Annotated in this window: 12 protein-coding genes; all 12 read left to right on the top strand. The window is 72.1% G+C overall.

Annotation, left to right across the window (positions count from 1 at the left end):
• Positions 1 to 482 precede the first annotated feature (482 nt).
• The 12 genes from ACIHEJ_RS10850 to ACIHEJ_RS10795 all read left to right on the top strand — a co-directional run bounded on the left by ACIHEJ_RS10850 (position 483) and on the right by ACIHEJ_RS10795 (position 13,003).
• Positions 483 to 1,589: a lytic transglycosylase domain-containing protein gene (locus ACIHEJ_RS10850; protein ID WP_400133990.1), complete on the top strand. Its 1,107-nt coding sequence runs from the start codon at positions 483 to 485 to the stop codon at positions 1,587 to 1,589.
• A gap of 65 nt (positions 1,590 to 1,654) precedes the next feature.
• A complete protein-coding gene (locus ACIHEJ_RS10845; RefSeq protein WP_400133989.1) occupies positions 1,655 to 2,686 on the top strand; it encodes a sigma-70 family RNA polymerase sigma factor in 1,032 nt (343 codons plus the stop codon).
• 107 nt (positions 2,687 to 2,793) lie between these two features.
• The gene (locus ACIHEJ_RS10840; protein WP_400133988.1) at positions 2,794 to 3,720 is read left to right on the top strand and encodes an ABC transporter ATP-binding protein; all 927 of its coding nucleotides are present in this window, start codon (positions 2,794 to 2,796) and stop codon (positions 3,718 to 3,720) included.
• Complete coding sequence (locus ACIHEJ_RS10835; RefSeq protein WP_400133986.1) at positions 3,720 to 4,490, top strand: MlaE family ABC transporter permease; 771 nt, start codon at positions 3,720 to 3,722, stop codon at positions 4,488 to 4,490. The genes ACIHEJ_RS10840 and ACIHEJ_RS10835 overlap by 1 nt, the downstream gene beginning before the upstream one ends.
• 3 nt (positions 4,491 to 4,493) lie before the next feature.
• A complete protein-coding gene (locus tag ACIHEJ_RS10830) occupies positions 4,494 to 5,318 on the top strand; it encodes an MlaE family ABC transporter permease (protein WP_400133985.1) in 825 nt (274 codons plus the stop codon).
• Positions 5,319 to 5,323: 5 nt separating this feature from the next.
• Positions 5,324 to 6,586: an MCE family protein gene (locus ACIHEJ_RS10825; protein WP_400133984.1), complete on the top strand. Its 1,263-nt coding sequence runs from the start codon at positions 5,324 to 5,326 to the stop codon at positions 6,584 to 6,586.
• Positions 6,583 to 7,623 (top strand): MCE family protein, encoded by a 1,041-nt coding sequence (locus ACIHEJ_RS10820; RefSeq protein WP_400133983.1) that lies wholly within the window; start codon positions 6,583 to 6,585, stop codon positions 7,621 to 7,623. The genes ACIHEJ_RS10825 and ACIHEJ_RS10820 overlap by 4 nt, the downstream gene beginning before the upstream one ends.
• A 257-nt stretch (positions 7,624 to 7,880) precedes the next feature.
• Positions 7,881 to 8,861 (top strand): MCE family protein, encoded by a 981-nt coding sequence (locus ACIHEJ_RS10815; protein WP_400134040.1) that lies wholly within the window; start codon positions 7,881 to 7,883, stop codon positions 8,859 to 8,861.
• Complete coding sequence (locus ACIHEJ_RS10810; protein ID WP_400133981.1) at positions 8,858 to 9,967, top strand: MCE family protein; 1,110 nt, start codon at positions 8,858 to 8,860, stop codon at positions 9,965 to 9,967. The genes ACIHEJ_RS10815 and ACIHEJ_RS10810 overlap by 4 nt, the downstream gene beginning before the upstream one ends.
• Positions 9,964 to 11,247 carry an MCE family protein gene (locus ACIHEJ_RS10805; protein WP_400133980.1) on the top strand — a complete coding sequence of 428 codons (1,284 nt, stop codon included), beginning with the start codon at positions 9,964 to 9,966 and terminating at the stop codon, positions 11,245 to 11,247. Before ACIHEJ_RS10810 ends, ACIHEJ_RS10805 begins: the two co-directional genes overlap by 4 nt.
• Positions 11,244 to 12,518, top strand: coding sequence for an MCE family protein (locus ACIHEJ_RS10800; RefSeq protein ID WP_400133979.1), 1,275 nt, complete (start codon positions 11,244 to 11,246; stop codon positions 12,516 to 12,518). The genes ACIHEJ_RS10805 and ACIHEJ_RS10800 overlap by 4 nt, the downstream gene beginning before the upstream one ends.
• Positions 12,491 to 13,003, top strand: coding sequence for a hypothetical protein (locus ACIHEJ_RS10795; RefSeq protein ID WP_400133977.1), 513 nt, complete (start codon positions 12,491 to 12,493; stop codon positions 13,001 to 13,003). Before ACIHEJ_RS10800 ends, ACIHEJ_RS10795 begins: the two co-directional genes overlap by 28 nt.
• Position 13,004: the final 1 nt, after the last annotated feature.

Here is a 13,004-nt window from a genome sequence, read left to right as displayed (position 1 = left end):
CCCCCCCCCCCCCCCCCCCCCCCCCCCCCCCCCCCCCCCCCCCCCCCCCCCCCCCCCCCCCCCCCCCCCCCCCCCCCCCCCCCCCCCCCCCCCGCTGCGTCGGGGCGCAGGGCGCACTCGGCGTCGGACGGCTGGACGCGCACGCCTGCCGCCCGGGCGCTCGATCGGGCCGACGCCGCCCACGACACCGCCCGAACGCGGCCTCCGGACGAGCCGACTGGCGACGTCGCGCGTCGTCCGTCGGCCGCGCGGGACGCAGAGGCTGCAGCGTGCATCCGCGGCCCACCCCCACGCGCAGGGCCAGGCGAGCCGGCGGCCTGGCTCGGTGACCGCCCCGGCCCCGTGGTGAGACCTCGACGGACAAGACTGCGCACCCCACTGCCCGAACGGCGCCCGCCCCCGTCCGTCCGGTTCCGCGCGACGGACCTGCCCCCCGGCCGCGTAGAGCAGACGACGGATTCACCCACAGAGGGGACTGCACAGTGACAGCGCGTGCGCTCAAGGGGGCACTGAGGGGTGCCAGGGGTACGGCGATCGCGGCGGCGGCGATGGCCGTCCTGACCGCGTCGCAGGCGCCGGGGGCGGTTCCGGCCGGGGCCGCGGAGCCCGCGGGGGAGGCGGCGCCCGCCGGGCACGGTCCCAGCGTGTCCGGCGACACCCCGTACCGCATCGGCCTTCCCCCGCTGCGAACACGGACGAACGACTCGGCACCGGGAGCGAGGAGCGGCGGCGCCCTGCCCGCGAGCGTGTTCACCGCGTACCGGCGTGCCGAGGAGGAGCTGGCGCGCAGCGCGCCCGGCTGCCGGCTGCGCTGGCACCTGCTGGCCGCGATCGGCCAGGTGGAATCAGGGCAGGCCCGGGGCGGCCGGGTGACCGCGGACGGTACGACCGTGACGCCCATCCTCGGCCCGCGGCTGGCAGGCGGCGCCTTCGCCGTCGTGCCGGACAGCGACGGCGGCGCGTACGACGGGGACGCGGTGTACGACCGCGCGGTCGGCCCCATGCAGTTCCTCCCGTCGACCTGGGCCCGCTGGGGCGCGGACGGCAACGGCGACGGACGGTCGGACCCGAACAACGTCTACGACGCGGCGCTCGCCGCCGGCCGCTACCTATGCGCTGGCGGCCGGGACCTGTCGCACCCCGCCGACCTGGACCGGGCGATCCTGGGCTACAACCACTCGGACGCCTATCTGCGCACCGTCGAGGCCTGGTACGCGTACTACCTGACCGGGCACCGCGTGGTTCCGGACGCTTCCGCCGGATCCCGGTCGGACCGGACGAAACCGTCCCGGCCGGAGCCGTCCCGCCCGAAGCGGCCGGAGCCCTCGCCGTCGAAGCCCTCGGGCGAGCGCGAGCCGGGCCCCCGTCCCTCGCGCAAGGCGCCGACGCCGCCTGCCTCTCCCTCCCCCGGCCCGTCCGGTACGGCCGGTGTCCCGAACCCGTCGGGGACGTCGCCGGTCCCCGTCCCCGAGCCCGCTCTCACGCCGCCCGGCGGCGGTGTGCTGCCCGGCGCGGGGCCGCTGACCATCGGCAACGGCTGGAACACGATGGGCGCCTCCCCCTCCACAACCACCGCTACTCGGCGGTAATGTCGCCACCCGCCGGAAGCACAGGACCGGCGGGTGAGTGCGAAGGGGCCCTCATGGCGACGGACATGCCTGCGAACACAGCGGCCACCGAGGAGCGTTGGCAGCGCATGTGGAGCCATCGCGAGCAGCTGCTCAAGGTGGCCCGGCGACGCTCCATGAGCCGGGAGGACGCCGAGGACGCCGTGCACGAGGCGATGCTGCGGGCCGCGGAACGCCCGGACCTCGACGACGAGCGGCTCGGCGCCTGGCTGACGTCGGTGACGATGCGGCTGTGCGTCGACCGTTATCGGCAGGTCAACCGCGAGGCCGAGGTGGGCAGCCGCCCCACGCTCGTCGCGCCGGGCCCGGTACCCGTCGAGGAGGCGGTGTGCGACCGGGCCGAGGCGAAGTGGCTCGCCGTGCGCAGCGGTGAGCTGCCCGCCCGGCAGGCGGAGGCGCTCCGGCTGAAGTCCGAGGACCTGGACGTGAGCCAGGTCGCGGTGCAAATGGGGCTCAGCTACCGGACCGTCGAGTCGCTGCTCGCCCGGGCGCGGCGGACGCTGCGGGCCTCGCTGGCCGGGACGCTCGGGCTGGTGCTGTTCCTGGTCGGGCGCGGCCGGCTGCGCGGGGGCGGCAAGGCCCAGGTGGTCGCGGTGACCTCGACGGCGGCGACCCTGGCGGTGGCGGGGTTCGTGCTGCCGTACACGCTCGACGCGGGCGGGAACGGGAACGGTCCGGCGCCGCGGCCGGCCGTGTCCGGCGACGCGCAGGTCCGCCGCGGCGACGCCACGGGCCCGGAGCGCACGCCCAGGACGCGCACCTCCTCGCCCCCGGCGCGCGCGGCCCGGAGCGGGACGCCCTCACCCAGCGGCGGAACGTCCCTGCCGCTGCCGGTGCCGTCCCTGCCGGACGTGTCCTCGTCCCCGCTCCCCGGTGTGTCGGCGCCGCAGGTCCCGCAGGTGCCCGGCGCGCCGCGGGTGCCGGACCTGCCGACGAGGCCGGCCGCCTCGTCGGTCCCGTCGCTTCCCCCGGCCTCGGCGGTACCGGCCGCTGCGTTCTCCTCCCTTGTCCCCGCCCCGAGGACGCCCTCGGGCACGCCGCCGCCGAAGCTGCCGTAGCACGCCGGCAACGCGTCCGAAAAAAATCCCGGTCGCCGCGACGGACGCCCCGCCCCTCCCCGTAGAGCAGATGTCGGAGCTGCTGCACGGGCGAAGGGTGGGACCGGATGGGTGTCGAGATCTGTGTGGAAGGGCTGACCAAGTCCTTCGGCCACCAGGTCATCTGGCAGGACGTCTCGCTGACGCTGCCCGCCGGGGAGGTCTCGGTGATGCTCGGCCCCTCGGGGACGGGCAAGTCGGTGTTCCTCAAGACGCTCGTGGGGCTGCTGAAGCCGGAGCGCGGCTCCATCACCATCCAGGGCCGGGACATCACCGAGCTCCGTGAGCACGAGCTGTACGAGGTGCGGAAGCTGTTCGGCGTGCTGTTCCAGGACGGCGCGCTGTTCGGCTCGATGAACCTGTACGACAACATCGCCTTCCCGCTGCGTGAGCACACCCGCAAGTCCGAGAGCGAGATCCGGCGCATCGTGCTGGAGAAGATGGACATGGTCGGGCTGATCGGCGCCGAGGGGAAGCTGCCCGGCGAGATCTCCGGCGGCATGCGCAAGCGTGCCGGGCTGGCCCGCGCCCTGGTCCTCGACCCGGAGATCATCCTGTTCGACGAGCCGGACTCGGGCCTGGACCCGGTCCGCGTGGCCTACCTCAACCAGCTCATCGTCGACCTGAACGCACAGATCGACGCGACCTTCCTCATCGTCACCCACGACATCGCCTCGGCCCGCCAGGTCCCGGACAACATCGGGCTGCTGTTCCGGCGCGAACTGGTGATGTTCGGGCCCCGCGAGGAGCTGCTGACCAGTGACGAGCCCGTCGTACGGCAGTTCCTGAACGGCCGGATGCAGGGGCCGATCGGCATGGCGGAGGAGAAGGACGCGGCCCAGGTCGAGCAGGAGCTGGCCCGGATCGACGAGGGTCCACCGGTGCGCGACCTGACACCCCGCCTGCTGCCCGGCCCCGGCATCCCCCGGCCGCCCCGCTGGGAGGCGATCGCCAAACGCGAGGCAGAGCTGCACGGCACGGGGGTGAGCAGCTGATGAGGCTCTCCCCGACGGGCGCGCTCCGGCACTCGGGCGATCTGTTCGCGATGGCGCTGGACGTCGTCCGGACCCTGCCCCGACGGCCCTTCCAGGCACGGGAGTTCATCCAGCAGGCGTGGTTCGTCGCGAGCGTCACCATCGTGCCGGCGGCGCTGGTCTCGATCCCCTTCGGGGCGGTCATCGCGCTGCAGATCGGCAGCCTGACCCGGCAGTTGGGCGCGCAGTCCTTCTCCGGTGCCGCGTCCGTGCTCGCGGTGCTGCGCGAGGCCTCGCCGATCGTCACCGCGCTGCTGATCGCGGGCGCGGGCGGCACCGCGATCTGCGCCGATCTCGGGGCGCGCAGGATCCGGGACGAGATCGACGCGATGCAGGTGCTCGGCATCGACCCGGTCCACCGGCTCGTCGTACCGCGCGTGCTGGCGTCGATGGTCGTGGCCGTGCTGCTCAACGGCCTCGTCTCGGTCGTCGGTGTCGCGGGCGGCTATTTCTTCAACGTCGTCCTCCAGCACGGCACGCCCGGCGCCTACCTGGCGTCCTTCACCACCCTCGCCCAGCTGTCGGACCTGTGGGCGGCGGAGATCAAGGCGCTGGTGTTCGGGGCCATCGCGGCGATCGTCGCCTCGTACAAGGGGCTGACCGCGAAGGGCGGTCCGAAGGGCGTGGGCGATGCCGTCAACCAGTCCGTGGTGATCACCTTCATGTTGCTGTTCGTGACCAACTTCGTGATGACCGCGGTGTACTTCCAGCTCGTCCCGCAGAGGGGTTAGCCGATGAGACCTCGAAACGTCCTCGACCGCCCCGTGCGCTCCCTCGAAGAGCTGGGCGCCCAACTGGCCTTCTACGGGCGTTCGCTCGCGTGGACGGGCCGCACCCTGCGCCGCTACAGGAGCGAGATCCTGCGGCTGCTCGCCGAGGTGAGCTTCGGGCGCGGGGCTCTCGCCGTCGTCGGCGGCACGGTCGGCGTGATCGCGTTCCTGTCCTTCTTCACCGGCACCGAGGTCGGCCTCCAGGGCTACGCGGCCCTCAACCAGCTCGGCACCTCCAACTTCGTGGCGTTCCTGTCGGCGTACTTCAACACCCGGGAGATCGCCCCGCTGGTGGCCGGGCTCGCCCTGTCCGCGACGGTCGGCGCCGGGTTCACCGCGCAGCTCGGTGCGATGCGGATCAGCGAGGAGACCGACGCGCTGGAGGTGATGGGCGTCCCGTCGCTGCCGTTCCTGGTGTCGACGAGGATGATCGCCGGCTTCGTCGCGGTGATCCCGCTGTACGTGATCGGGCTGCTGTCCTCGTACCTGGCCGCCCGCACCATCACCACCGGCTACTACGGGCAGTCGACGGGCACGTACGACCACTACTTCCACCAGTACCTGCCGCCCGTCGACGTGTTCTGGTCCTTCGGCAAGGTGATCGTCTTCGCCGTACTGATCATCCTGGTGCACTGCTACTACGGCTACCACGCGAGCGGCGGCCCGGCGGGCGTCGGCGTCGCGGTCGGCCGAGCGGTGCGGACCTCGATCGTCGCCGTCAACGTCGTGGACTTCTTCCTGAGCCTCGCGATCTGGGGCGCCACCACGACCGTACGGATAGCGGGGTGAGAGCGGTGCGCACGCACAGAATCAGACTCAGGCTGTACGGCATCGCCTTCCTCGCCGTGCTCGCGCTGCTGCTGTCGCTCTCGGTGGCCGTGTACCGGCAGGCGTTCACGTCCGTCGTGCCCATCACCCTTCAGGCCGGCACCCTCGGCAACCAGCTCGATCCCCGCGCCGACGTCAAGCTGCGCGGGCTGCTGGTCGGCGAGGTGCGCGAGGTGCACGCGGACGGCACGAAGGCGACCCTCGACATCGCGCTCGAGCCGCGGTACGTGTCGTACATCCCCTCGGACGTCCGCGCCCGCCTGCTGCCCAAGACGCTGTTCGGCGAGAAGTACGTCGACCTGGTCCCGCCCCCGCGTTCCGCGCGGTCGACGGCTCGGCCCATCCGCGCCGGAGACGTCATCACCCAGGACCGCACGAAGGCCGGCATCGAGGTGCAGCAGCTGATGAACGACCTGCTGCCGCTGCTGCGCACGGTCCGGCCCGGTGAACTCGACGCGACGCTCTCGGCGTTCGCCACGGCGCTGGAGGGCCGCGGCGACCGGATCGGTGACAACCTCACCCGGGTAGAGGGTTATCTGCGCCGTCTCAACCCGCACCTGCCCTCCCTGGAGGAGGACATCTCGCGGTTCGCGGACGTCGCCGAGGTGTACGGCGACGCCGCGCCCGACCTGATGCGGATCCTGCGCAACACGGTCACCACCAGCCGCACCATCGTCGACAAGAGGGACCAGCTGGCCGCCGCGCTCCGCTCGACCGCTTCCGTGGCGGACACGGCGAACGGCTTCCTGTCCGAGAACGGCGACCGGCTGATCACCCTGGGCCGGGTCTCCCGCCCCACGCTGGAGCTGTTCGCCCGCTACTCCCCCGAGTACCCGTGCCTCCTCCAGGGGCTGGTCCGGCAGGAGGAGGCCTCGCAGGACGCGTTCCGCGGCGGCGAGATGCGGATCACCCTCGAAGCCGTCCGGCCGCAGGAGGCGTACCGGCCCGGTGAGGAACCGGTGTACGGCGAGCGGTCCGGCCCCAACTGCCGCGGCCTGCCGCATCCTCAGGTGCCCGGCCCGAAACCCCATCTCGATGACGGTACGTCGGCCGGAGGTTCCGGCGCCGCGTCCCCCGGAGGTGTCCACGTGTCCGCCACCAGGGCCGAGCAGCGGGCCGTCGGCTCGCTCGTGGCCCCCGTCATGGGCGTCCCCGCGGACCGGGTGCCGCCCGTCGCGACCCTGCTGTTCGGTCCGCTCGCGCGCGGAACGGCGGTGAGTGCCGCATGAGCAGCTCAGGAGCCCGGCAGACCGCCGCCCCGCTGGTCAGGTTCAGCCTCTTCGCACTGGTCACGATCGCGGCGACGGCGCTGCTCGCCGCCACGATCGTCAACATCTCCTTCACCCCGAAGGACACCTACCACGCCGTGTTCAGCGACGTCACCGGACTGCAGACCGGCGACGACATCCGTGTGGCCGGAGTGCGGGTGGGAGAGGTCGAGGACATCCGGATCAAGGACCGGACCCTGGCGGAGGTCACGTTCACCGTCGGCACGGACCGGCCGCTGCTCGCGGGGACCCACGCGGTCGTCCGCTACCGCAACCTGGTCGGGCAGCGGTACATCGCGCTCACCGAGGGCCCCGGCGGCGTCACCGCCCGGCTGCGGCCGGGCGGCACCATCCCGCTGTCCCGGACCCGGCCTGCGCTGGACCTCAACGCCCTGCTGAACGGCTTCAAGCCGCTGTTCGCCGCGCTCAGCCCGAGCGACGTCAACCAGCTCGCCACCGAGATCATCCGGACCCTCCAGGGCGAGGGCGGCACGGTGAACAGCCTCCTGGCGCACACGGCCTCGCTCACCACCACCCTCGCCGACCGCGACAAGCTGATCGGCTCGGTGGTCGACAACCTCAACACCGTCCTGGCGACGCTCGACAAGCGCGGCTCCCGCTTCTCCGGGCTGCTCACACAACTGCGCCGGGTGGTCTCGGGGCTGGCCGCCGACCGCAAGCCCATCGGGAAGTCGCTGGTGAGCATCGGCGACCTCACCGACGTCACGTCGGGGCTGCTGAAGGACGCGCGTCCCCCGCTGAAGGACGACATCGCCGGGCTCGGCGATCTCACCGGAACGCTGAACAAGAACCAGAACACCGTGGAGGGCGTCCTGAAGCGGCTGCCGAACAAGCTGAACAAGCTGACGGGAACGGCCTCGTACGGCTCGTGGTTCAACTTCTACCTCTGCGACTTCGACGGCCGGATCGTGCTGCCGAAGACCAAGCAGGTGATCACCCCGGACCTGCACGTGGCGCGGGCGAGGTGTGGCGGATGAGACTGCGCGTCCCACGGCAGCGCCGCCCTGAGCCGTTGTTCAGGGTACGGGTCCTGCCGCCGAAACTGCCGAGACTCCCCCGGCTGCTGCCGCGGCGCAAGCCACGCCCCCAGCCGTTGTTCAAGGTGCGGGTCCTGCCACCGGAACTGCCGAGACTCCCCCGGCTGCTGCCGCGGCGCAAGCCACGCCCCCAGCCGTTGTTCAAGGTGCGGGTCCTGCCACCGGAACTGCCCAGGATCCGGCTCGCGCGCCCACGCCTGAAGCCCTTTCGTGAGCGCAACCCGGTCGTCGTCGGCGCCGTCGGCCTCACCGTCCTCGCGCTGCTCACGTTCGCCGCCTTCAACGCCGACAGCCTGCCGCTGATCGGCGGCGGCGACCCCTACAGCGCGGCCTTCTCCGAGGCCGGCGGGCTCAAGCCGGGCGACGAGGTGCGGATCGCCGGGGTCAAGGTCGGCAAGGTCGAGGGCGTCGACCTGGACGGCGACCACGTCAAGGTCACCTTCAAGGTGAAGGGCCACCCCGGGTTCGGCACCGACACGGGCGCAGCGATCCGCGTCAAGACGATCCTCGGCGCGAAGTACCTGGCCCTGTACCCGAAGGGTCCCGGCCAGCTGCCACCGGGCAGCGAGATCCCGCTCCGGCGGACCGTGTCGGCGTACGACGTCGTCCAGGCCTTCAGCGACCTGACGACCACCAGCGAAAAGGTCGACACGGACCGGCTCGCGAAGGCGCTGGACACGATCTCCACCACCTTCCAGGACTCCCCGGCGGAGGTGCGGGCCTCGATCAAGGGACTGTCGCGGATCTCCCGGACGGTCGCCTCCCGTGACAAGGCGTTGCGCGGACTCCTCGCCCACGCGAACGGAGTCACCAAGGTGCTGGCCGGCCACACGAAGGACTTCTCCGCGCTGGTGAAGGACGGCGACGCACTGTTCAAGGAGATCGACAAGCGGCGCACGGCGATCCACAAGCTGCTCAAGAGCTCCGCACTGCTGGGCATCGAGCTCTCCGGCCTGGTCGACGACAACAGCAAGGAGATCGGGCCCGCCTTGAAGAACCTCAACACCTTCGTGAACATGCTCGAGCGCAACCAGGCGAGCCTCGACCGCAGCGTCCAATTGCTCGCCCCCTACGTGCGGCTGTTCACCAACACCCTCGGCAACGGCCGCTGGTTCGACTCCTACGTCCAGAACCTGGTCGCCGCCCCGGTCACGCCACGGACGGGAGGCACCCGATGACCCGCAGACTCCTGGCCCTGTTCACCGCGCTCGCGGTCGTCGCCGGCCTCGCCGTCATCCTGTGGCCGGGCCCGGACCCCGTCCGCGTCACGGCGTACTTCCCGCGCACCGTCGGCATCTACCCCGGCTCCGACGTCCGCGTCCTCGGCGTCCGCATCGGTGAGGTCAAGAAGATCACACCGGAGGGCGACCGGGTACGCGTGGAGCTGGAGTACGACCAGGGCCGCAAGGTCCCCGCGAACGCGCAGGCCGCCATCGTCAACTCCTCGGTGGTCAGCGACCGTTACCTGCAGCTGCTGCCGGTGTACCGCAAGGGCGCGGTCATGCGGGACGGTGACGTCATCCCCGAGTCCCGTACGGCCGTCCCCGTCGAACTGGACCGGATCTTCGACAGCCTGCACACCACCGCCGAGGCGCTCGGCCCGAACGGCGCCAACAAGAAGGGCTCTCTGTCCCGGCTGCTCGGGGTGAGCGCCGACAACCTCCGGGGGCAGGGCAAGAACCTCAACCAGACGGTCGAGGACCTCTCCCAGGCGGTCACCACGCTGTCCGACGGGCGCGGCGACCTGTTCGGGACCGTGCGGAACCTTCAGGTGTTCACGGCCGCGCTGGCGGCGGACGACACCAGTGTGCGGTCGTTCAACACCGACCTGGCGACCGTGGCCGGGCAGCTGGCCGGGGAGCGCAAGGACCTCGCGGCCACGCTGAAGTACCTGGCCGCCGCGCTCGGTGACGTGGCCGCCTTCGTGAAGGGCAACAAGAAGGCGCTGACGTCGGACGTCAAGGGCCTGGCCAAGGTCACCAAGGTCCTCGTCACCCAACGGGCCGCACTGGAGGAGCTGTTGACCGTCGCCCCCACGGGCCTGTCGAACCTGCAGAACGCCTACAACCCCGCCTCCGGCACCCTCGACACCCGCAACAACGCGCAGACGTCGCAGGATCCGTCGTCCCTGCTCTGCTCGATCCTGAAGACGACCGGCGACGACCACGACAACTGTGCCGGGCTGAAGAAGCTCTTCGGCTCCCTGCCCAAGGTGCCGTCGGCCCCGGTGTCGACGGGCACGGTCGACAAGACCCTCGGCGGAATCCTGGGGGCGCCGGCATGAGCACACTGCGCAAGGGGCGGGTGGCCGCATGGACGGTGGCCGGCTCGCTGCTGCTGACCGGCTGCGAGTTCAACGGCTGGTACGACGTCCCGCTCCCCGGCGGCGCCGCCTCGGACGGCCACGCCTACCACGTCACCGTCGACTTCCGGGACGTACTCGACCTGGTGCCGCAGTCGGCGGTCAAGGTCGACAACGTCACCGTGGGCACGGTCGAGAAAGTCGAACTGGACGGCTGGCACGCCCGCGTGCGACTGCGGATCGCCGACTCGGTGAAGCTGCCCGGCAACGCGGTCGCCGACCTGAGGCAGACCAGCATGCTCGGCGAGAAGTACGTCGCCCTGTCCGCGCCGGCCGGCACGCGCCCCGTCGGACGGCTCCGCGACGGCGACCGCATCCCGCTGTCCCGCAGCGGCCGCAACCCGGAGGTCGAGGAGGTGCTGTCGGCCCTGTCCGCGCTGCTCAACGGCGGCGGGGTGGCCCAGCTGAAGACGATCACCGTCGAGCTGAACAAGGCCCTCGGCGGCCGCGAGGACCGGGTCAGGTCCCTGCTGAAGCAGCTCGACACCTTCCTCGGCGGCCTCGACGACCAGCGGGCGGAGATCGTGCGCGCGTTGAAGGGCGTCGACCGGCTCGCAAAGCGGCTGAAGAAGGAGAAGAAGACGATCGCCCTGGCCGTCGACACCATGCCGCCCGCCCTGAAGGCCCTCGCCGACGAGCGCAAGGACCTGACGAAGATGCTCACCGCCCTGTCCGGACTCGGCAAGACCGGCACCAAGGTGGTGAACGCCTCCCACGACGACACCGTCGCCGACCTGAAGAAGCTCCAGCCCATCCTGCAGGAGCTGAACAAGGCGGGCGACGACCTGCCCAATTCCCTGGAGATCCTCACCACCTACCCGTTCCCTCGCAACGCGACGGACGCCGTCAAGGGCGACTACGTCAACCTGAGGATCACAGCCGACCTCGACCTGGCGGGCCTGTACGGCAACGTCACCGGCAAGCCGGGCAGGGGCGGGAAGTCCCCGGCCCCCACGACTCCGCGCCTTCCCGGCCTCCCCACACCGACCCCTCTCCCGTCCGTCCCGTCCCTGCCGGGCACCCCGTCCGTACCTCCCGTGCCCTCCGCACCCGCCGTGCCCCCGACGCCCTCGGACGGCAGCACCCTGCTGTGCCCTCCCGTGTGCACCGCGGCCTACGGCACCGGGCGCGGCCCGCGTCGCCTCCCGCCCGGGATCGATCCCGGCCTCGCCGAGCTGCTGCTGAAGGGGATCATGCCGTGATCACACGTACGGTCAGGGCCCAGCTGCTCGCCTTCGCGACCGTCACCGCCCTCGGGGTGTCGTACGTCGGCGCCCGGTACACGGGCCTCGTCGACGACGTCCTGCACCGCGGGTACACCGTGCGCGCCGACTTCGCCGAGTCCGGGGGTGTCTTCCCCGGCGCCGAGGTCACCTACCGGGGCGTGCCGGTGGGCCGCGTGGGCGACCTGCGGCTGACCGGGTCCGGGGTCTCGGTGGCGCTGAAGATCGAGGACGGCGCCCCGAGGATCCCGGCCGACACGCTCGCGGTGGTCGCCGACCGTTCGGCGGTGGGCGAGCAGTACGTCGACCTCCAGCCACGGCGGCCGGGCGGGCCGTACCTCAGGGACGGCAGCCCGATCCCGCGTGGCCGCACCCGGACCCCGCTGCCGGTCACCGACCTCGTCCTCGGTCTCGACCGGCTGGTCAAATCGGTCGGCAAGGACGATCTGCGGGTCACCGTCGACGAGTTGGGCAAGGCCTTCGCCGGCACCGGACCGAACCTGAGCCGGCTGGTGGACTCCGGCAACGCACTGGCGGAGTCGGCCTCCGAGTCGCTCCCGCAGACGGTCTCGCTGATCGAGGACTCGCGGAAGGTGCTCAAGACACAGGCCGACCAGGGCTCGGCCATCAAGTCGTTCTCCCGCGACCTGGCCACGCTCACCGAGCAGCTGAAGTCGAGCGACGGCGATCTGCGCAGGCTGATCGGCAACACCGCGCCCGCCACCCGGCAGGTGGACTCCCTGCTGAAGTCCACCCGGCCGCACGTACCGGTCCTGCTGGCCAACCTCGTCAGCGGCGGCCAGATCACCCTGGCCCGGCTGCCCGGCGTCGAACAGGCCCTGGTCACGCTCCCGCTCACCGTCGCGGGCAGCTACACGGTCATCCCCGGCGACGGCACCACCCACTTCGGGCTGACCGTGAACGCCGGCGACCCGCCCGCCTGCACCCAGGGCTACGGCACCCGGCGGCGCGACCCCGCGGACACCGGCACGCGCCCGGCGAACACCGCCGCGCGCTGCACGGCACCGCGCGGCGGCGAGACCTCGGTGCGCGGTGCCCAGAACGCGCCCGGCCCGGCCACCGGCCGAAGCGGCGCCCACCAGGCCGCGTTCGTGGCCCCGTACGACCCGGAGACCGGCACCCTGACCGGCCCGGACGCAGCGCCCTTCGAGATCGGCTCGACGGGCGGCGAACAGACCGTGTTCGGAAAGGAGTCGTGGCAATGGCTGCTCGTGGGACCGATGGCGTGACGGGGGGCCGGGCGAGGCTGCTGCCGGCGGGGCTCGTCGCCGCGACCGTGCTGGCGACCGTGCTGGGTGGCTGGCTGGGCTGGAAGCTGGCCGGCCAGCACGCGGCGGAGCAGCGCCGTCAGGACATCCTGGCGACAGCCCGCCAGTCGGCGCTGAACTTCACCTCGCTCGACTACCGGCACTACGACCGGGACAGCCGCACGGTGCTGCAGGGCGCCACCGGCGACTTCAGGAAGCAGTTCGCCGCGCAGACCGCGCAGCTGACGAAGCTCGTCGCCCGGAACAGGTCGGTGTCCGAGGGACAGGTCCTGGAAGCGGGCATCGTACGGTCCGACGCGCGCTCGGCCCGGGTCCTGGTCGTGGCCGACAGCAAGGTGACCAACACCGCGGCGCCCGAGGGCCAGGCGCGCACCTACCGGCTCCAACTCGACCTCGTACGCGTGGCCGGCCGCTGGCTGACCTCCGACGTCGCGTTCGTGGGCTGAT

This window comes from Streptomyces sp. NPDC052301, assembly GCF_044593395.1.
Taxonomy (GTDB): domain Bacteria; phylum Actinomycetota; class Actinomycetes; order Streptomycetales; family Streptomycetaceae; genus Streptomyces.
This window is presented reverse-complemented; position numbering and strand designations above follow the sequence as displayed.

Coding starts and splice junctions, on each gene's coding strand:
- ACIHEJ_RS10845 (WP_400133989.1), top strand. CDS start 1,655: ATGCCTGCGAACACAGCGGCCACCGAGGAGCGTTGGCAGCGCATGTGG.
- ACIHEJ_RS10840 (WP_400133988.1), top strand. CDS start 2,794: ATGGGTGTCGAGATCTGTGTGGAAGGGCTGACCAAGTCCTTCGGCCAC.
- ACIHEJ_RS10835 (WP_400133986.1), top strand. CDS start 3,720: ATGAGGCTCTCCCCGACGGGCGCGCTCCGGCACTCGGGCGATCTGTTC.
- ACIHEJ_RS10830 (WP_400133985.1), top strand. CDS start 4,494: ATGAGACCTCGAAACGTCCTCGACCGCCCCGTGCGCTCCCTCGAAGAG.
- ACIHEJ_RS10820 (WP_400133983.1), top strand. CDS start 6,583: ATGAGCAGCTCAGGAGCCCGGCAGACCGCCGCCCCGCTGGTCAGGTTC.
- ACIHEJ_RS10810 (WP_400133981.1), top strand. CDS start 8,858: ATGACCCGCAGACTCCTGGCCCTGTTCACCGCGCTCGCGGTCGTCGCC.
- ACIHEJ_RS10805 (WP_400133980.1), top strand. CDS start 9,964: ATGAGCACACTGCGCAAGGGGCGGGTGGCCGCATGGACGGTGGCCGGC.
- ACIHEJ_RS10795 (WP_400133977.1), top strand. CDS start 12,491: ATGGCTGCTCGTGGGACCGATGGCGTGACGGGGGGCCGGGCGAGGCTG.